The following is a 19,667-nucleotide window of genomic DNA, read 5'->3' on the forward strand; positions in this document are numbered from 1 at the left end:
TGGGATGCATTTCTCGAGCGGGGGCTTTTTCAGACCTTCCTTAGCTTAGCGTACGATTTTTTCCGAATTCTGCGGTTCCCCCTGGAAGACCTACGCAAGTTGGGCCAGCTCAGAGGTGGAATCAACGAAGGCGAGCGAATGAGGCATCTTTTCTGGCGTCTTAACTTTCTCCTTCTCTCCGGGGCAACAAACAGCGCCCAGATGTACCATGAGGCCGCCGCTCTTTCCTCCGAGCTGGATACTCGTTGGTCTTACCGCTCCAAAGAGCTTATGACGCTCTACAGCAAGGCGAAATCCTATGAGGCTGGGGAACGTGTCGAGTTCGGCGGAAAGTCGTTTGCACCGCTATACACGCCCAAAAACGACACGCTGATCAACCTATTCCAGATCTCACAGCAAGAACAAGAGCAACTGAAGACGATTATCAGCACTGACGAGGCTCAGAAGCGCCGCAGAGAGCGCGATAGACTGCGTGATGAAGAACGTCGCCGCGCCGCTGGCCAGCTTGAGCGTGAAGCCTATGAAGCCAACTCATTGAGCAGGCAAAAGCCCTGGGAAGCTATGGGCATGAGCCGGGCTAAATGGTATCGCCTGGGCAAGCCTTCACCTCAACAAAACAGTGAGACAAGTCCCTCCCCTATTACTAATGGCGAAGCCTCAGCGGTTGCCCTTCAGGCGGCCAGGTGTAAAGCCGTTTAGATGGCTATTTCAAAGTGAGTGAGATTTCGTAACGGATGGCAGCCCTAGAGGCTGCTTTCTTTTGAGGGGTTAGCAGGCGTATAGCCATGCTGGATCTCAGTCTATCACTACCTGCTTAATATTCCACCTTTAGATCCGGCAGCAGTTCGACCAGGTGGCCAACTTACCAGGCACCGGCAGCAGCTCGACCGGGTGGCCAAGTTCAGATCTGGACGCCAGAAGGAAATCAACCAGGTGGCCAACTTACCAGGCACCGGCAGCAGCTCGACCAGGTGGCCAAGTTCAGATCTGGACGCCAGAAGGAAATCAACCAGGTGGCCAACTCACCAGGCATCGGCAGCAGCTCGACCAGGTGGCCCATTTCGTACGTACGAAATCAGGCGACGCTATGCGAAATCTTGGCGGCAATCCCCCGCGACTACGTGATTTTTTTAACGTAGAGCGCGCTTTTTCTTGCCATAGTAGGCCATTTTGGCCTATAATCTTAATTAAGAAGACCGGGCACCCGCCACGGTCAATACCGGAGAACTCCGATGATCCACACAGCTAACCGCACCTTTCACCAACTCTATCGAGAATGGATACGCGAACGCCGCGAGCATATGCACAACGTTTTGACCTGGGAGCGTGATCGTTACGGTGCTCGCCTCGTCGGTCTGTTTTATCGTTACTGCAAGGTGGCCAACCCCTTTCCCCGTTGCACTCTGAATACTCGGATCAACTACCGCGCCCATGCGGTGAATCTGCCAGATTGGCCAGCCCGCAGCCTGGAGCTGAATAAAATGTGGCTCAGTTGGAGAGAAAAAAAGTAGGCCGATTTGGCCTATTTTTTATTGTACCCGCTTGACACAATAGGCCAAAATGGCCTATTATATATCTCAGAAGGCCGGGCACCCGCCACGGTCAATACCGGAGAACTCCGATGATGCAAACAGAACTTAATCCCCTGATCTGCTCCCTGGTCGCCACCCCTCGCCGTATGGCTGCAATGCCCCGCTATGTAGGCCGTTTCTATGTGGTTTTCGAGTCGATGCTTTACCAGCAAATGAAAGGGCTCTGCCGCGAGTATCGCGGGGCTTATTGGCTTATGTGGGAGCTGTCGAACGGCGGCTTTTATATGGCTCCTGGGCGTCGTGATGAAATGCTGAACATCGAGGCCATGAACTACTTTAGTGGCCAAATGAGCGCCGATGCTGCCGGGATTACCGCTTGCCTCTACCTCTATAGCCATCTGTCATTTCACACAGAAGGCGCTGACCAGGAGCGGTTTTCAAGGCTGTATCACAGCTTGCGGGATTGGGCTTGTGAGCATGACGAAAAAGAGGCCATCTTGGCCGCAATAGACTAGCAACAGAAAGCCCCGGTGATGGCCGGGGCTCTTAAAGGAGGTGCATAGGTAGAAAAAGAAATGGTGCCCCTGGTATGGCTGCAACCAATCACAGGGGCTTTCACCGGTCAATTTGAGGATAAACGCGATGAATACGGATATTGTATCACTTGCAAAACACATTGGCGACGCTCTGACGGCCCGCCGCCCCGTTCATATGCCGCGCATGAAGATGCGGGAGCTTGGCTTGCTCTTGATTGAACTGAAGGCGTATCGGGAGGCCGCCGCGACCGTTACCCATTGATAAAAAAGCCCCGGCATTGACCGGGGCTATTTGAGGATTTATCGCATGATTAGACCTGAAACGCTTAGGCCGTTCGCTGAAGATTGGCAGGCTCCAACCGCCGATGAAATCAAAGAGGTGTTGGAGCTGATTAGGCAACGAAAAGGGCTTAGTAAGCCTCTCAGTGGCGTTGATGTCGCTGATCTCGTTGGTTTGCCTGGTGAGAGAGGCAGCGGAAAGGGAACCCGAACCTTCAGGCGTTGGGTGAGCAAAACCAACCCTAGCCCTATTGCTTATGGTGCCTGGTCTATCTTGGCCCACCTGGCAGGTTTCGGGGCTATATGGGACGCTGACCGGGATTGAAACCATGACCGAACATAAGGCCGAACGTGCTCCCTGGGGAGACTTCCCGGCAGTAGTGAGGAACGGCGATCTAAAGGATCTCTCTAAAGAACCTGAATACGAAGCCGCCAAACATGGCGACCACAAGGCGATGAGCTATAAGCGCATGAAGCCGGCCGAGGACGAATTGCATTGCGAGATCAAGGCGCTGCTTGATCGCGCCAAGGCTACCGACGACCAGGAGCGTAACGAGCCGGAGCTGGACATTCCTGCCGAGATTTCTCGCCGCGAGAAGCGCCTGGAGGCGATCCAGGCGGCAAAGGCGCGCCTGGAAGCGCGCCAGCGTGAAGCGGACCAGGCCCGGGGGCGCAGCGAAGACGATGGCCGCCGGCCTCGCCATCCGGATGGCTCGGACAAGGGCGGTGGCTCGTACAAACGCGAGTTTGGTGTGCCGGATGACCGTGATCAGGAAAGCTTCACCGATCCGGACAGCCGGATCATGAAACACGCCGGTGGTGGCTCCGAGCAGAGCTACAACGGGTACACAGCGGTCGATGCCGAGCACCAGATCATCGTGGCGGCGGAGTTGACCAACTGCGCCGCGGACAGTCAGGCGCTGCTGGGCATGCTGGCAGCAGTTCAGGCCAACACCGGAGAAATGCCGGCCCAGACGCTGGCGGATGCGGGATTCCGTAGTGAGGCTGTTCTGGCAAAGGTCGCCGATCACCACGGCGATGTCATCGTTGCCCTCGGCCGCGAGGGACGTGAAGATGCCAAGGTCAATGCCAAGACCCATCCGCATACGGCGGCGATTGCGGCGAAATTGAAAACGGAGCAAGGCGATGCAGCTTACCGCCGGCGCAAGTCGATCGTGGAGGCTCCGAATGGTTGGATCAAGGCGGTGATGGGATTGCGTCAGTTCAGCATGAGGGGCCTGGACAAGGTGCAAGCCGAGTGGAAGCTCGTCTGCATGGCGCTAAATCTGAGGCGAATGGCGTATCTGTGAGGGCGAAGGTTAAATGGGGCGGCTCAAATGCACCCCAGTCGTCATAACACGCCGCGCGCCGCAAGATTGGTATCCTTGGCGCCGACGCCTTGCCAATTGCAGAGAGCGCCGCCGCCATCGTCAGTGCTCTACAGAAAACCGGTCACACGGCTCTGCCGCGCAGACTCCTAGCCTAAATGTGACAGTGGTTGGTAATCCATGCCGCCCGCAAGGGCGGCGGTGGTGGGCCAATAGATGATTTTCAGAGCCTTACTGCCCGTTGACGCCCAATCCCTCGAGCGCGAGTCTAGCCGCAGCGGCGATGACGGCCTCGCTGTGCTTGTCATCCTTGTTAGGCGCCCGGGTGTAGACGGCCAACACAATAGGTGCGCGCCCAGTGGGCCAGACGACGGCATAGTCATTTGCCGTGCCATACACTCCGCAGGTTCCGGTTTTGTCTCCGACTGCCCAGTCTGCCGGCACCGCCGCGCGGATGCGGTGGTTGCCGGTCGTGTTTCCCTTTAGCCAATCAACAAACTGCTGCCGCTGCGGCGCAGCCAGTGCAGAGCCCAGTGTCAGTTTTTGTAAGCTTTCCGTCACGGCGCGCGGCGATGAGGTATCGCGCGCATCGCCTGGGATGGCGGAGTTCAGCTCCAGCTCCCAGCGGTCCAGACGGAACGTGGTATCGCCGATAGAGCGCATGAAGGCCGTCAGCCCGGCCGGGCCGCCCAACTCCTTCAGCAACAAATTGGCGGCGGCGTTATCACTGTATTGCACGGCGGCCGCGGACAGCTCCGCCACCGTCATGCCTGTTGTCAGATATTTTTCCGAGATGGGTGACCACGGAACCAGCGCATTTTTGCCGTAACGGATGGGTGTGTCCAGCAAGCCGGCCTGCTGCTGGCTGCGAGCCAGCACAGCGGCAGCAAGAAAGCCCTTGAATGAGCTGCACAGTGGGAAGCGCTCCTCAGCGCGGTAACTTACAGTTGCGCCTGAGCCGGTATCCATCGCGTACACACCGATGGAGCCGCCAAAGTCCTGTTCGAGTTTAGCGAATGGTTCCGCGACGAGGTTGGTCAGCGCGGTGGCAGAAAAGCCAGCCAGCGGCCATGAGAGACAAGACAGCAGAACTAGACGGCGATACAGTGACATCAACGATATTCCTTGTTTGAAGGTGGAGCTAGGTGTAGCGGCCGGATGTAATCAGGCCGCTACAGCTGGGATTAGGGGTCTGACGCTCAGTGGAACGAAAACTCACGTTAAGAAGTCATTTTTCAATATTATTGAAGCATTTATCAGGGTTATTGTCTCATGAGCGGATACATATTTGAATGTATTTAGAAAAATAAACAAATAGGGGTTCCGCGCACATTTCCCCGAAAAGTGCCACCTGACGTCTAAGAAACCATTATTATCATGACATTAACCTATATGTCAAGACCCGGCTGGTTATACACGCGTTTCCTGAACAATTCAGGGCGTTTTTCATGCCATTCCTTGAGCGCCTGAACGGGTGTTTTGTGTTGGAGCGCGCGTTGCGGAATGCTGTGGTTGTAGATCTTGACGTAATTGCGCAGCGTCGATTCCAGTTCGGCAGCTGAACCAAAACGGGTCTGGTTGACGATGTCGCTGATACGACCGTTGAAGCGCTCCACCATGCCGTTGGTCTGCGGATGACGAGGCGGGATGAGCCGGTGCTCGATGCCGAGCTGCTTGCACAGGCGGTCGAACACGTGTGTGCCGCTGGGTTCCTTCTTCTTGCCGCCAGCCGTGAAGCGGTCGGTGAACTGGCTGCCGTTGTCGGTCAGAAGCTTGACGATCTTGACGGGACAGGCTTGCTGGACTTTGTTGAGGAAGTCGCCACTGCTGCCATCGGTCTGGTCGGCATAGAGCTCGATGAAGACCCAGCGCGTAGCACGGTCGATGGCAACGAAGAGATAGCGCCTTGCCGTCTCGTCGGGCATCTGCGGCAGGTACTTGATGTCGATGTGCACAAAGCCCGGCTCGTAGTCCTTGAAGGTCTTTTTCGTGGCGGGCGCAGTGCCTTCCTGCTCGACCAGGTTACGTAGATCCGAGACACCGTGGCGGCGCAGGCAACGTCCCAGGCCGGCACGCGAGACGGCTGGATTGATGAACTCGCGCGTGACCGCCAGCAGGTCGTCCGTGGGCAGCAGCAACGTCTTGCGCAGCTCCACCACGATGAGCTCCTGCTCGGGCGTGAGCGTCGTGTACATCTTGTTCGGCGCATGCGACTTGTCTTCAGGAGACTCGCGGTTTTGCCACTTTCGGATGGTTTGGCGGGTGACGTTGTACATCCTGGCCAGTTCGGCCTGCGGGAGCGTCGAGTTCCTGATTTCCTCACGGATCAGGTGGGTAGTACGGGCTTGGCTGTGCAGTGCCTGGGTCATCGAGTTGCCAGTGAAGAGTCGGATTGGAACAGTGTACGCAAAACGTGTCTGGCCTTGAAGAGCGGCCAGCTACGCATGGGTACATGATCCCACGAGTCCAGACACCTATAAAAATAGGCGTATCACGAGGCCCTTTCGTCTTCAAGAATTTTATAAACCGTGGAGCGGGCAATACTGAGCTGATGAGCAATTTCCGTTGCACCAGTGCCCTTCTGATGAAGCGTCAGCACGACGTTCCTGTCCACGGTACGCCTGCGGCCAAATTTGATTCCTTTCAGCTTTGCTTCCTGTCGGCCCTCATTCGTGCGCTCTAGGATCCTCCGGCGTTCAGCTTGTGCCACAGCCGACAGGATGGTGACCACCATTTGCCCCATATCACCGTCGGTACTGATCCCGTCGTCAATAAACCGAACCGCGACACCCTGAGCATCAAACTCTTTTATCAGTTGGATCATGTCGGCGGTGTCGCGGCCAAGACGGTCGAGCTTCTTCACCAGAATGACATCACCTTCCTCCACCTTCATCCTCAGCAAATCCAGCCCTTCCCGATCTGTTGAACTGCCGGATGCCTTGTCGGTAAAGATGCGGTTAGCTTTTACCCCTGCATCTTTGAGCGCTCTGATCTGAATATCGAGGGACTGCTGGCTGGTTGAGACCCGCGCATAACCAAAAATTCGCATAAAATGTACCTTAAATCGAATATCAGACACGATGTGTCTATTATGCCAAAATGACGATTTAATGGACACTCAAACGAAGCCGTTTTACTATGTCTGATAATTTATAACATTTCGTACGGTTGGAAAAATGTTACTAAATGCCCGTCAGGCAGGGAGGCCGATATGCCCGTTGACTTTCTGACCACTGAGCAGACTGAAAGCTATGGCAGATTCACCGGTGAACCGGATGAGCTTCAGCTGGCACGATATTTTCACCTTGATGAAGCAGACAAGGAATTTATCGGAAAAAGCAGAGGTGATCACAACCGTCTGGGCATTGCCCTGCAAATTGGATGTGTCCGTTTTCTGGGCACCTTCCTCACCGATATGAATCATATTCCTTCCGGCGTCCGGCATTTTACCGCCAGACAGCTCGGGATTCGTGATATCACCGTTCTTGCAGAATACGGTCAGAGGGAAAATACCCGCCGTGAGCATGCAGCGCTGATACGTCAGCACTATCAGTATCGTGAATTTGCCTGGCCCTGGACATTTCGCCTTACCCGTCTTTTATATACCCGGAGCTGGATAAGCAACGAACGTCCTGGCCTGCTTTTCGATCTGGCGACAGGGTGGCTTATGCAACATCGTATTATTCTCCCCGGAGCCACTACGCTGACCCGGTTGATTTCAGAGGTAAGGGAAAAGGCGACGTTGCGCCTGTGGAACAAACTGGCACTGATACCGTCAGCCGAACAGCGTTCACAGCTGGAGATGCTGCTGGGGCCAACTGATTGCAGCCGCCTGTCTTTACTGGAATCACTGAAAAAGGGCCCTGTGACCATCAGTGGTCCGGCGTTTAATGAAGCAATTGAACGCTGGAAAACTCTGAACGATTTTGGCCTGCATGCTGAAAACCTGAGTACACTCCCGGCTGTGCGCCTGAAAAATCTCGCACGTTATGCTGGTATGACTTCGGTGTTCAATATTGCCAGGATGTCACCGCAGAAAAGGATGGCGGTTCTGGTTGCCTTTGTCCTTGCATGGGAAACGCTGGCGCTGGATGATGCATTGGACGTTCTGGACGCCATGCTGGCCGTTATCATCCGTGACGCCAGAAAGATTGGGCAGAAAAAACGGCTCCGCTCGCTGAAGGATCTGGATAAATCTGCATTGGCGCTCGCCAGCGCATGTTCGTACCTGCTGAAAGAAGAAACACCGGACGAATCGATTCGTGCTGAGGTGTTCAGCTACATCCCAAGGCAAAAGCTGGCTGAAATCATCACGCTTGTCCGTGAAATTGCCCGGCCCTCAGACGATAATTTTCATGAAGAAATGGTGGAGCAGTACGGGCGCGTTCGTCGTTTCCTGCCCCATCTGCTGAATACCGTTAAATTTTCATCCGCACCTGCCGGGGTTACCACTCTGAATGCCTGTGACTACCTCAGCCGGGAGTTCAGCTCACGGCGGCAGTTTTTTGACGACGCACCAACGGAAATTATCAGTCGGTCATGGAAACGGCTGGTGATTAACAAGGAAAAACATATCACCCGCAGGGGATACACGCTCTGCTTTCTCAGTAAACTGCAGGATAGTCTGAGGCGGAGGGATGTCTACGTTACCGGCAGTAACCGGTGGGGAGATCCTCGTGCAAGATTACTACAGGGTGCTGACTGGCAGGCAAACCGGATTAAGGTTTATCGTTCTTTGGGGCACCCGACAGACCCGCAGGAAGCAATAAAATCTCTGGGTCATCAGCTTGATAGTCGTTACAGACAGGTTGCTGCACGTCTTTGCGAAAATGAGGCTGTCGAACTCGATGTTTCTGGCCCGAAGCCCCGGTTGACAATTTCTCCCCTCGCCAGTCTTGATGAGCCGGACAGTCTGAAACGACTGAGCAAAATGATCAGTGATCTACTCCCTCCGGTGGATTTAACGGAGTTGCTGCTCGAAATTAACGCCCATACCGGATTTGCTGATGAGTTTTTCCATGCTAGTGAAGCCAGTGCCAGAGTTGATGATCTGCCCGTCAGCATCAGCGCCGTGCTGATGGCTGAAGCCTGCAATATCGGTCTGGAACCACTGATCAGATCAAATGTTCCTGCACTGACCCGACACCGGCTGAACTGGACAAAAGCGAACTATCTGCGGGCTGAAACTATCACCAGCGCTAATGCCAGACTGGTTGATTTTCAGGCAACGCTGCCACTGGCACAGATATGGGGTGGAGGAGAAGTGGCATCTGCAGATGGAATGCGCTTTGTTACGCCAGTCAGAACAATCAATGCCGGACCGAACCGCAAATACTTTGGTAATAACAGAGGGATCACCTGGTACAACTTTGTGTCCGATCAGTATTCCGGCTTTCATGGCATCGTTATACCGGGGACGCTGAGGGACTCTATCTTTGTGCTGGAAGGTCTTCTGGAACAGGAGACCGGGCTGAATCCAACCGAAATTATGACCGATACAGCAGGTGCCAGCGAACTTGTCTTTGGCCTTTTCTGGCTGCTGGGATACCAGTTTTCTCCACGCCTGGCTGATGCCGGTGCTTCGGTTTTCTGGCGAATGGACCATGATGCCGACTATGGCGTGCTGAATGATATTGCCAGAGGGCAATCAGATCCCCGAAAAATAGTCCTTCAGTGGGACGAAATGATCCGGACCGCTGGCTCCCTGAAGCTGGGCAAAGTACAGGTTTCAGTGCTGGTCCGTTCATTGCTGAAAAGTGAACGTCCTTCCGGACTGACTCAGGCAATCATTGAAGTGGGGCGCATCAACAAAACGCTGTATCTGCTTAATTATATTGATGATGAAGATTACCGCCGGCGCATTCTGACCCAGCTTAATCGGGGAGAAAGTCGCCATGCCGTTGCCAGAGCCATCTGTCACGGTCAAAAAGGTGAGATAAGAAAACGATATACCGACGGTCAGGAAGATCAACTGGGCACACTGGGGCTGGTCACTAACGCCGTCGTGTTATGGAACACTATTTATATGCAGGCAGCCCTGGATCATCTCCGGGCGCAGGGTGAAACACTGAATGATGAAGATATCGCACGCCTCTCCCCGCTTTGCCACGGACATATCAATATGCTCGGCCATTATTCCTTCACGCTGGCAGAACTGGTGACCAAAGGACATCTGAGACCATTAAAAGAGGCGTCAGAGGCAGAAAACGTTGCTTAACGTGAGTTTTCGTTCCACTGAGCGTCAGACCCCTTATCCCGAAGAGCTGTCCGTCGCCGGTAGCTATATTGAGGGCGCCACAAAATCCATCACCATCAACGCGTATGAACGCGACCCGGCCGCACGGCGGGCCTGTATCGCGTATCATGGTGCCGTCTGTCAGTGCTGCGGATTCGATTTTGAGAAAACCTGGGGTGAGCACGGGAAAGGATTTATCCACGTTCATCATATCCGGCCGCTGAGAACACTCGGACCTGACTATCAGATTGACCCGGTCAACGAGCTGGTCCCGTTGTGCCCGAACTGCCATGCCATGATTCATCGGGGCAATGAGGCAAAGCCGTTGTCCGTTGAGGAATTACGCGCCATGATGAGGCCCTCCGGCTGAATGCCGGCATTTGAAATACTGTTAACCGGAGCTCTGCATGCGCGTTGCTGAACATATCATCCTCGATGCCCTCACTCGCGGAGGATGCATCAAAACCTTCTGGCGTATATCGTCACGACAGGCCGCTGAATCGTCAGCACGGATACCCGAGGGGTATATTCTGGAGTCACCCGGGGAGCGGGAAGATATCGTGCTCAGTCATGCAGACTTTCATGCGCTGGAGAAGCAGCTGGAGCAGAAGGAAACGTGGGAGCAGGTGGTCGGCGTGACCTGTTTTGGTGGGGTAACCTGGCAGCTGAGAGCCGGGTCCGTGTGATGAGTGGCTGAATTGCTGAAATAATTCTTTTATTTCAGCAGTGGCATTCCTGCAGTCCACGACTACAGTCTTCTCACCGGATGCATTGTGTCTGTCCCACACTCCGGGGATTTGCTCCCTTTGACGAACCACAATTGTGTCCGGCCAGCCTTTCACGCTGGCTTTTTTTATGCAATCAGGCACGGTCCCTTCAGAACGCTGTATGGCGCGCCAGTCCCTCCCGTAATGACAGTCAGGCCTGTCTTTTGAACAGGCTTACCTGTCATAATTGTCACTATATTGACTGACCACTATAAGACCAAAGGGAGTGAGTCCGCGTGGCGCTGACACACAAAACAGGGCATCTGGCATGGTGCGCACTTGTCGCGCTGGCACTGGCCAGAAAGGAGCAGGGAGAGCTGTCTCCTGCACAGGAAAACCTTTTTCTCACCCGCTGGCTGGCGACAGCGCTGAAACAGCGGCGATTTCCGCGCGATGTTACACCCGATATCGAATGGTTACTGAATCAGGGGCGTTTGCTGGGTGTGAGAGCAAAACTGGCCGACAAACTGGACTATGTCTGGCGCTCCTGCAGCGGCGAGCTGACTGAACAGAACGACATGTTCCGGCTGACGTATGCGCTGGAAACAGCGAAAGACATGGGCTGGAATTACCGCGTAATGAGCGACAGAGAATGGGCCGGGCGATATGCCTTGGTACTCAATCCTGGAGTAAACGGCGTTTATCTCTTACGGACAAACCTCGATGCCGCTTTTGACGACAATGGCCAGCAGACAAATCCGCTGACAGCACGTCTGACAGGGAGCGTAGCAGGGGTAATGAAGCTGTTAAATCGCTGTGGCTGGCAGGCAGAGCCTGAGTCTGGTGCCTCCCTGCCCCACCAGTATTCACTGATGGCCGGACAGGGAGTGCCAGGAAAGGGGGATTAGTGGCGGATCTGCGCCAGGTCTTCTTCCGTCAGACCGGTCACTTTCATGACAGTATTGCGGTCAATGCCGTTCTGCAGCATGGTACGGGCAATTTTAAGAGTAGCTTCGCGCTCGCCTTTTTCAATACCACGTTGTTCACCCAGCTGGATGCCCTGCTCGATCCCCTGCTGGATACCCTTCTCAATACCTTTTTGCTCGAGCTGTTGTGCGATCGTCATGAGGGCGTCTCCGTGTTGCGGCACACGCTGTGCCAGTTCGCGTACAAAGGCTTCGGCGTCCGATGTTTCACCTGCCTGCACGATATAGTGTACCAGCGATACTACCTGTGATGAAGACAGATATCCGGCCAGCAAAATGGGCGCCAGGCGGTCAACCAGTTCAGCGAGATCGCGCTGATGAATATGTTTCTGCAGCAAGGTCAGGGCAGCCATACTGCGATGCCCGGCGATTTCATCATCCGGAATGACCGTGACGTCTACCAGCGGGAAAGCGCTGCTGTAGAGTGTTCCGGCCAGAATCGGGTCGTCAAACTCATCCAGCCAGCGGGTGGAGTACGGATACGGGCTGCGTTTACCGGTATAGAAAAGGACCGGTATCACCAGTGGCAGCTTCTTATGGCCAGCTTCCAGGTGTCGCTGCATGGCGGCCACCGCATAGCGTATCAGGCGAAAAGCCATATGTTTGTCGGGTGAGGACTGATGCTCAATGAGCACGTGAACGTAGCCATCCCCGGCGGTAGTTTTCAGGCTGTAGAGAACGTCGCTGAAATACTGGCGGAGATCATCCTCAATAAACGAGCCGGATTCCAGTTTCAGTGTGCTGAGGTCGCAGATGGCCTGCAGCTCTGCCGGGAGGTGCAGCTCCATGAAATCCCGGGCAATATCCGGTTGCGTCAGAAACTGCCTGAACGTAGCATCGTGAGGAGTGGGTGTGCTGTTTTTCTTCTTCATCAGCCCTGGCTCTGAAAATTGACCCGGATATGCTATCACAGGCACGAGCGGCACATAATGGCCTGGCGGATGATGATGTTTTTCTTTCCTGTAAGGCCGCTCAGTCAGTCTTCTCGCATATCAATCATTCAGGGATGCCGGACAACTCACGTTTGCGAACAGAGCGATCATAATCTTCGGCTTTCACGAAAATCCTGATATTCGAACAAATTAATTCATTCATTCCATCTTTACTGTCCGTTTTCACACACAATCCAGCCCAGAAGGGACCATTTGCAATGGCAGGATCTGTTGTGTCCGAAACGGAGTCGTAGAGTCGCGTTCCCAGAATAGTGAGTCCTGCAACGATTACCGTATAAATTACCAGGGGTATCTTTTTTGTTTTCATCTTACTTCCTTTGTAAACGTTATTTATCAGCGCTGGAGCAGACCCGGATCACAGTCATTTTAGAAACGCCAGCCAGGCGAGCTGTTTCTCGCAGCGATTTTCCATTGACCAGGCGCAGAGTGCGAATCAGTTCGTGTTTCTGCGCATCGGCCACCCTGCCCCGGTATTTTCCTTCTGCTTTCGCCTTACTGATACCCTCTGACTGTCGACGTCGACGGTCTTCGTAATCTTTTCGGGCAATAGCGGCCAGCATATCCAGCATCATGCCATTTACGGCCTTCAGCATGCTTCGGGTAAAGTCATCACTTACTGTGCTGGATAGCGCCAGATAGCTGGTCGGTAGATCAAGACTGACGATGGCCAGCTGCTTGTCTGTAATTTGCTTTCTGAGTGTCTCCCAGCCTGCATCATCCAGGCGAGTGAGCCTGTCGACCTGTTCAATGAGGATCACATCACCAGGTTCCGCATCACCAAGAAGCCTGATCAGTTCAGGGCGGTTCATTGTCGTACCGGAGACATTATCGATATACCAGCCAGCAATACGGTGGCCATGTTGGTTTGCAAACGCCTTCAGTACATTTTTTGCCCGGCTGGCATCCTGCTCTGAAGTGGATGCCCGGAGATACCCAAAAACGAACATTTTTTGTCCTGATGGTAACATTTAAGTGGTACTGCTCATCATGGTATCACTTAAGTAGTCACAATAAAATTACCCGGTATCTTTTTGGGTGGTACATATAAAGTATACTGGGCCGATTTTCTCCGCTTTATGCCATACCTGCCGAATTTTAAGCAGAATTCACGTAGCGTGATCGATTGTAAAGATCGCTTAACTCCCCTCTTAATAAATCTCATATCACTATGTAAAGAAGCCATTTCCCGTTCCAAGCCTCACTTAAGGTGCTTTTTAGAAACAGCAGCTATCGATGGTTGGTACTGTTTAAATATCCAGATTAAACCTTTCCCTCTGGGTCAGATGAGTGATAAAGTTTCACCTATAAGACCCATTGGAGGCATTATGTCTGAATTTGAATTACTGGCGCAGGATCTGCTTGAGAAAGCAGAGATAGACGAAAAGCTCCGGCAGGAAAATGATAAAAAGCTAATTGAGCAGGTGCTGGAAATCTATGATCAGAAGTACGTGGCCGAGTTACTTAGGAAAGTCGGCAAAAACGAGTGGACTCGCGAGACTCTTAATCGCTGGATTAATGGTAAGTGTTCACCTAAGTCGCTGACGTCAGCCGAAGAGGCTCTTCTGCGAAAAATGCTGCCGGAAGCGCCAGCGCATCACCCGGACTATGCTTTCCGGTTTATTGACCTGTTTGCCGGCATTGGCGGTATACGAAAAGGCTTTGAAGCCATCGGTGGCCAGTGCGTTTTTACCAGTGAATGGAATAAAGAGGCTGTGCGCACGTATAAAGCCAACTGGTTTAACGATGAGCAGGCACACACGTTTAATCTCGATATCCGGGAAGTTACGCTCAGTGACAAACCTGAAGTACCAGAAACTGATGCCTATGCCTACATTGACGAGCATGTGCCGGATCATGATGTACTTCTGGCTGGTTTCCCTTGTCAGCCGTTCAGCCTTGCTGGCGTGAGTAAGAAAAACTCACTCGGCCGGGCGCACGGTTTCGAATGTGAAGCGCAGGGAACCCTTTTCTTTGATGTCGCGCGCATTATCCGCGCCAAAAAGCCGGCTGTCTTTGTGCTGGAAAACGTTAAAAACCTGAAGAGCCATGACAAGGGTAAAACCTTTAAAGTCATTATGGAGACCCTGGACGAGCTGGGTTATGAAGTGGCGGATGCGGCTGACATGGGCAAAAGCGATCCTAAAGTCATCGACGGAAAGCATTTCCTGCCTCAGCACCGTGAACGTATCGTGCTGGTTGGTTTCCGCCGCGATCTGAATATTCACCAGGGTTTTACCCTGCGGGATGTCAGTCGTTTTTATCCGGAACAGCGGCCGTCATTTGGCGAACTACTGGAGCCAGTGGTGGACAGCAAATATATCCTGACGCCAAAGCTCTGGGAGTACCTTTACAACTACGCCAAAAAGCACGCGGCTAAGGGGAACGGCTTCGGTTTTGGCCTGGTAAACCCTGAAAACAGGGAAAGCGTTGCCCGTACGCTTTCTGCCCGCTATCACAAAGACGGATCTGAAATTCTGATTGATCGTGGCTGGGATATGGCTACGGGTGAAACAGATTTCGCGAACGAAGAAAATCAGGCGCATCGGCCACGCAGGCTGACGCCGCGTGAGTGCGCGCGCCTCATGGGCTTCGAGAAGCCCGACGGCAGGCCTTTCCGTATTCCGGTGTCGGACACGCAGTCTTACCGTCAGTTCGGTAACTCCGTAGTGGTTCCTGTGTTTGAAGCGGTTGCGAGACTGCTGGAGCCTTACATTCTGAAAGCCGTTTCTGCCGGTGCTGGGAAGGTGGATAACATCTGAGTGCACCTCCCGGCAGGGTATGCCGGGAGATTATTTAAGCAAGATCGGCGTAAAGCCCTGTGAGCTCGGCAATAAAGGCGCCCAGCGTCATTAATTCTGCCCTTACCGCTTCCGGGTATTTTTTATGTATTGACGACGGCACGACCAGCCTGACCCCTTCCGCCTGCATTTCTCTGTACTGTGCCTGTGATACGCCCTCCTGCAGCGTAAACAGATGAACCGGAGAAATTCTGTTGGCTTCATTCAGTATCTGGCGCCAGCGATCTTTGCAGGTGGTCTTAACTGCCAGCATACGCAGATTTTCTGCGGGAAATTCGGCGTCGTGGTAAGCCTCTGCGGAAGGGAAAAGGAAGTCAGGTTTTTTATTGCCCTCCGTAACTGCCTGCGTAGCAAAGTGCCGTAGCCCGTGCTCAATGAAGAGATGCTCCAGGTGCAGCTCCAGTGACTTTCCGGCCCGGGATTTACGACGATTACTGACAGAGTTGGCCAGCGCAATGAATTCATCCACGGAGCCAAATCCTTTCCGGATTATGTCCAGAACATGGAGTTCCTCAACCAACAGAAAAATGTCGTACTCGACGCGCCGACGGTCAATAAGCTGCTCATCCGGATTAAGGGAATTTTTCACATAATGGCCGGCGGCATACTCAATAATTTCATTTCCGGACGGAAAGCGCTGCTGCCAGTCCTCCGGGATAGTGTATTTATGATTAACGGGCATTTGCTGCAGAGACAGGCCGCCTAGGATTCGCCCGGCAGCCCCGGATATAAGCGTTCCGGGGATCACTTCACCAATAGCCGTCTCAATAATGTCCTCTTCATCAGGGCTGACGCAGACCCAGATGTCGACAGCCGTACTGTCCCCGCCGTGCTCATTAAGCCTGAAAGCCAGAAGAGTCAGGGCTCCGGTATTTTCAGGATCTTGAAGCGGGCTGCCTCTTCCCCAGCGTGTAATCCTCTTCTCGTTTCGGGTTTTACCAAAATGACGGCTGTTGTAATAAATTGCCCGGGCTTCGCTGTCCGGGCAGTCATGTGATGACACATGTGCTGTGATAAAGACTGAAGGGTTGAGCTCACGGGTATGGTTGATAGACGGAAATAGCTTCTCAACGATACCAGAAGGGATATAAAGCCCGACCTGATGACCGCCTGTTGCGCCAGTGTCATTGGCGGAAAGGCGTTTAATGTAAACGAAGTAATTCCCGCCTGCGATCTCAAGTAGCCAGTTATGAAAAGCCGACATACATATCCCTCTGTTGTCCTGAAATTCAACTCGTCATTTTTCCACAGTCAGACAGAAGCTGCTAGGAAGGCTTTTGTAGATGCTCTGCCTGCAGCTGAAACCGACTGTAATCAGAAAAAAGAAAAGTATCCTTCTGGGCTCCTACGGCTCGCCAGATTCTGATGGTGCAATGCAAGGTCAAATCCTGCAGCTGGCTAAAGTCCGCTATGAGCGAACAGCGGACGTTGGACTTCCCAACCTTACAAGGTAATCTAGTTTGCAAAGTTAGCGACCTCGCGCAGCCGCACTAATAAAAAGAATAGGAACGGTACAAATGAACTGGATTGGTTCTCGGTGGTGGAAATTCGACTTCCATAATCACACTCCGGCATCGGACGATTATGGAAAAGGCCCTAATCAGGCCCAGTATATGCAGATCACTCATAAAGATTGGCTGCTCAACTACATGCGACAAGGCATCGATTGTGTCGCTGTCACGGACCATAATTCAGGCGCTTGGATTGATCCGCTCAAGCATGCACTCAAGGAACTGGCATCTGAGAGTCATGAAGATTATCGACCACTCTACTTATTCCCTGGTGTTGAGCTTACTGTTCAGGGGAATATCCATATTCTGGCCATTTTCGGAGAAGACAAGACAACCTCTGATATCGACTCACTGCTTGGTGCGGTCAGGTATCGCGCCACCAAAGGAAAGAGCGACGGCTGCTCTGAATGCTCGGCAGTTGAGGTGATCGACGAAATTGCTAGGTCAGGAGGGCTTGCAATACCTGCTCATGTAGATCAGGTTAGCGGACTTTTTACGGTCTGTACGGGCAACACACTAGAGCAGGTGCTTGACAACAAATGTGTTTTTGCTATGGAGGTAACGGACCTTGCTAAAGCAAAACCGCAGCTCTACATTAGCAAGAATTTGAATTGGGCAGAGATTCTTGGAACCGATTCCCATCATCCGTCCGGTACCGGAAATCAACGCTATCCGGGTAGCCATTTCACTTGGGTAAAAATGTCGGAGCCATCTTATGACGGATTACGGCTGGCGCTCATTGATGGTGCTCTTTCACTGAAGCGGTCGGACAACTTCACTGGTGACCCCAATATCCATGGACAACTTGCCATCGAAAGTATCGTGGTTGATGATGCGAAGTACTTAGGGCGAGGGCAATCTTTATCTTGTCAACTGAACCCCTGGCTCAACACTATCATTGGTGGACGAGGCACTGGGAAATCGACATCGTTGGAATTCCTGCGGATTGCTCTTAAACGAAAGGGAGAAATCCCCAAGAGCCTTGAAAAGGAATTTACCAAATACAGTCAAACTTCGAAAGACCGCCAAGATGAAGGGCTGTTAAAAGATTCCACGAAAATAACTGTAGGCTTTCGAAAAGACGGTGGCCGTTTCCGAATCACCTGGTCTAATACCGACGACATATACAGCATCGAGGAAGAGACCGCTCCCGGAGTCTGGTGTGCTTCCGAGGGAGACATAGCACAACGATTTCCTGTCAGGATTTACAGCCAGAAACAGATATTCGAATTGGCAAAGCATCCCCAAGCACTCTTGCAAGTTGTCGATGATGCCGCGGTGGTCAATCATCGTGATTGGCAGCTTAAGTGGGATGAACTGGTTTCCAAATATTTCTCGCTTCGCGCCCAAGAGCGTGAAGTTCAGACCGGGCTTCAGGAGGAATCGGTAACCAAAGGTCAGCTTGAAGACGTCAAACGCAAACTCGATGTTTTTGAAAAGGCGGGCCACGCGGATGTCCTTAAGGCTTACCAACTCAGACAGAACCAGAGTAAGGCTATGGACTCTTGGGTAACGACTTGGGAGGGTTCCGCCGAACAGGTCCGAGATATTTCTGGAAGACTGCTGCCAGCAGAATTGGATCTACAATATTTCGACATTGGGAATGCGGATGACAAAGAACTCTTCGATACCATCAAGGGCATCCGTGCGACGTTTGAGAAGCTTCAGACAGAGATGAACTCGATCGCGCAGCGGATTGATGATGTAAAGAACTCATGGAATCAAACTCGGTCAGACTTGGGAATATCGAAAAGAATTACAGCGGCGAGCCATGAATACACCGGCCTCCTCGGTCAACTCAGCGCAGCAGACGCAGGTGATCCATCTGCATATGGTGTTCTGGTTAAGCAGCGACAAGATTTCGAAGATAAGCTCAAGGGATTCGACAAAAAGAGAGAAACTCTTGCGCAGCATCAGAAGAGCGCGGAAGAATACTTGGTCAAGCTCCATGAGCATCGAGCATTGATAACCAAGCTCCGTGAGGACTTTCTCAAGGATACCCTCGTCGGCAATTCATATGTACAGATCAATGTCATTCCGTTTGGAAACAAGCTTACGGTTGAGGAAGAATTCCGTAACCTGATCGGCCGCAGTAGTGGCGGATTTGACCGCGACATTGGAGTTGTTGACGGGGATGAGGGCTTGCTGGCTTATTTAACGCAAGACCAATCCAATACTATGGATGATAAAATTGAGAAAATAAAATCATCGCTACTTGCAATCCATGAAAACGATACTGTGGCGGTGGATTCCTGCAAAGATCGACGTTTTGTATCCCACATTCAGGGGCTAACTCCGGAACAGATAGATCGAATTCAGTGCTGGTTTCCTGGTGATTCTCTGGATATCAGATATAGCCTCAAGAACGGCGAGAGTTTCAAACCCGTAGAGCAAGGATCTCCGGGGCAAAAAACGGCGGCTCTCCTTGCATTTATCCTTTCATATGGCAATGAGCCTCTTATACTTGATCAGCCTGAGGATGATCTTGATAACCACTTGATCTATGATCTGATCGTAACGCAATTGCGTGAGATCAAACAAAAACGGCAGGTTTTAGTAGTCACGCACAACGCTAACATCGTCGTGAATGGTGATGCGGAAAACGTCATTGCCCTTGATATTCGGTCTGGCCAAACCAGAATTGTGACGCAAGGGGGTCTTCAAGAACCTTCCATACGCGATGAGATATGCAGAGTGATGGAAGGTGGCAGAGAGGCCTTTACCCAAAGATATAAACGAATCAATGCAGCAATCACATAGAACGGAGTTGCACTTGAACGGCAATTGCGCTGAGCTCAATTG

General features: G+C 52.6%; 17 protein-coding genes and 2 pseudogenes. 12 read left to right on the top strand and 7 right to left on the bottom strand.

The genetic code is table 11. The features are described 5' to 3' along the window. Positions 1-81 precede the first annotated feature (81 nt). From OHJ17_RS25575 to OHJ17_RS25600, 6 genes and pseudogenes are all read left to right on the top strand, one after another. Positions 82-699: pseudogene (locus tag OHJ17_RS25575) on the top strand (replication protein); the annotation flags it as partial. A gap of 533 nt (positions 700-1,232) precedes the next feature. Further along, positions 1,233-1,511: a hypothetical protein gene (locus OHJ17_RS25580; RefSeq protein WP_013213990.1), complete on the top strand. Its 279-nt coding sequence runs from the start codon at positions 1,233-1,235 to the stop codon at positions 1,509-1,511. Positions 1,512-1,621: 110 nt separating this feature from the next. After that, positions 1,622-2,047 carry an antirestriction protein gene (locus tag OHJ17_RS25585; RefSeq protein ID WP_013213989.1) on the top strand — a complete coding sequence of 142 codons (426 nt, stop codon included), beginning with the start codon at positions 1,622-1,624 and terminating at the stop codon, positions 2,045-2,047. Positions 2,048-2,174: 127 nt separating this feature from the next. Next, positions 2,175-2,330, top strand: a complete 156-nt coding sequence (locus tag OHJ17_RS25590; RefSeq protein ID WP_013213988.1) for a hypothetical protein — start codon at positions 2,175-2,177, stop codon at positions 2,328-2,330. A gap of 45 nt (positions 2,331-2,375) precedes the next feature. Then, complete coding sequence (locus OHJ17_RS25595) at positions 2,376-2,672, top strand: transcriptional regulator (RefSeq protein ID WP_013213987.1); 297 nt, start codon at positions 2,376-2,378, stop codon at positions 2,670-2,672. Between the two features lie 121 nt (positions 2,673-2,793). Next, a pseudogene (locus tag OHJ17_RS25600) lies at positions 2,794-3,657 on the top strand (IS1182-like element ISKpn6 family transposase); the annotation flags it as partial. Positions 3,658-3,906: 249 nt separating this feature from the next. On the opposite strand, the gene OHJ17_RS25605 reads toward OHJ17_RS25600, so the two are convergent. The 3 genes from OHJ17_RS25605 to OHJ17_RS25615 form a co-directional block, all read right to left on the bottom strand. Next, positions 3,907-4,788 (bottom strand): carbapenem-hydrolyzing class A beta-lactamase KPC-2, encoded by an 882-nt coding sequence (locus tag OHJ17_RS25605; protein ID WP_004199234.1) that lies wholly within the window; start codon positions 4,786-4,788, stop codon positions 3,907-3,909. 275 nt (positions 4,789-5,063) lie between these two features. After that, entirely contained in the window at positions 5,064-6,044 is a 981-nt protein-coding gene (locus OHJ17_RS25610; protein WP_013213985.1) for an IS481-like element ISKpn27 family transposase, read from the bottom strand. A 122-nt stretch (positions 6,045-6,166) separates the two neighbouring features. Further along, on the bottom strand, positions 6,167-6,724 hold the full coding sequence (locus OHJ17_RS25615; RefSeq protein WP_001217881.1) for a recombinase family protein: 558 nt from the start codon (positions 6,722-6,724) through the stop codon (positions 6,167-6,169). 162 nt (positions 6,725-6,886) lie between these two features. Between OHJ17_RS25615 and OHJ17_RS25620 the strand changes: the two genes are divergently transcribed. The 4 genes from OHJ17_RS25620 to OHJ17_RS25635 all read left to right on the top strand — a co-directional run bounded on the left by OHJ17_RS25620 (position 6,887) and on the right by OHJ17_RS25635 (position 11,525). After that, complete coding sequence (locus OHJ17_RS25620) at positions 6,887-9,892, top strand: Tn3-like element Tn3 family transposase (protein ID WP_001143760.1); 3,006 nt, start codon at positions 6,887-6,889, stop codon at positions 9,890-9,892. A gap of 1 nt (position 9,893) precedes the next feature. Then, positions 9,894-10,280, top strand: coding sequence for an HNH endonuclease (locus OHJ17_RS25625; protein ID WP_223289724.1), 387 nt, complete (start codon positions 9,894-9,896; stop codon positions 10,278-10,280). 37 nt (positions 10,281-10,317) lie between these two features. After that, entirely contained in the window at positions 10,318-10,596 is a 279-nt protein-coding gene (locus OHJ17_RS25630; RefSeq protein WP_020314648.1) for a hypothetical protein, read from the top strand. Between the two features lie 317 nt (positions 10,597-10,913). Then, positions 10,914-11,525 (top strand): DUF2913 family protein, encoded by a 612-nt coding sequence (locus OHJ17_RS25635; RefSeq protein ID WP_020804876.1) that lies wholly within the window; start codon positions 10,914-10,916, stop codon positions 11,523-11,525. On the opposite strand, the gene OHJ17_RS25640 is transcribed toward OHJ17_RS25635, so the two are convergent. From OHJ17_RS25640 to OHJ17_RS25650, 3 genes are all read right to left on the bottom strand, one after another. Further along, a complete protein-coding gene (locus tag OHJ17_RS25640) occupies positions 11,522-12,475 on the bottom strand; it encodes an Rpn family recombination-promoting nuclease/putative transposase (protein WP_020314639.1) in 954 nt (317 codons plus the stop codon). The genes OHJ17_RS25635 and OHJ17_RS25640 overlap by 4 nt on opposite strands. A gap of 124 nt (positions 12,476-12,599) precedes the next feature. Beyond that, entirely contained in the window at positions 12,600-12,863 is a 264-nt protein-coding gene (locus OHJ17_RS25645; protein WP_088903441.1) for a hypothetical protein, read from the bottom strand. Between the two features lie 19 nt (positions 12,864-12,882). Then, on the bottom strand, positions 12,883-13,503 hold the full coding sequence (locus OHJ17_RS25650; protein WP_020314642.1) for a recombinase family protein: 621 nt from the start codon (positions 13,501-13,503) through the stop codon (positions 12,883-12,885). Between the two features lie 378 nt (positions 13,504-13,881). Between OHJ17_RS25650 and OHJ17_RS25655 the strand changes: the two genes are divergently transcribed. Then, a complete protein-coding gene (locus OHJ17_RS25655) occupies positions 13,882-15,315 on the top strand; it encodes a DNA cytosine methyltransferase (RefSeq protein ID WP_075606933.1) in 1,434 nt (477 codons plus the stop codon). Positions 15,316-15,349: 34 nt separating this feature from the next. Here the strand turns inward: OHJ17_RS25655 and OHJ17_RS25660 are convergent, their stop codons facing one another. Next, entirely contained in the window at positions 15,350-16,564 is a 1,215-nt protein-coding gene (locus OHJ17_RS25660; protein WP_148237948.1) for a type II restriction endonuclease, read from the bottom strand. A gap of 307 nt (positions 16,565-16,871) precedes the next feature. On the opposite strand from OHJ17_RS25660, the gene OHJ17_RS25665 reads away from it, so the two are divergent. After that, positions 16,872-19,625 carry a TrlF family AAA-like ATPase gene (locus tag OHJ17_RS25665; protein WP_075606932.1) on the top strand — a complete coding sequence of 918 codons (2,754 nt, stop codon included), beginning with the start codon at positions 16,872-16,874 and terminating at the stop codon, positions 19,623-19,625. Positions 19,626-19,667: the final 42 nt, after the last annotated feature.

This window comes from Klebsiella sp. KP20-425-1 (assembly GCF_025813515.1).
GTDB lineage: Bacteria > Pseudomonadota > Gammaproteobacteria > Enterobacterales > Enterobacteriaceae > Klebsiella > Klebsiella pneumoniae.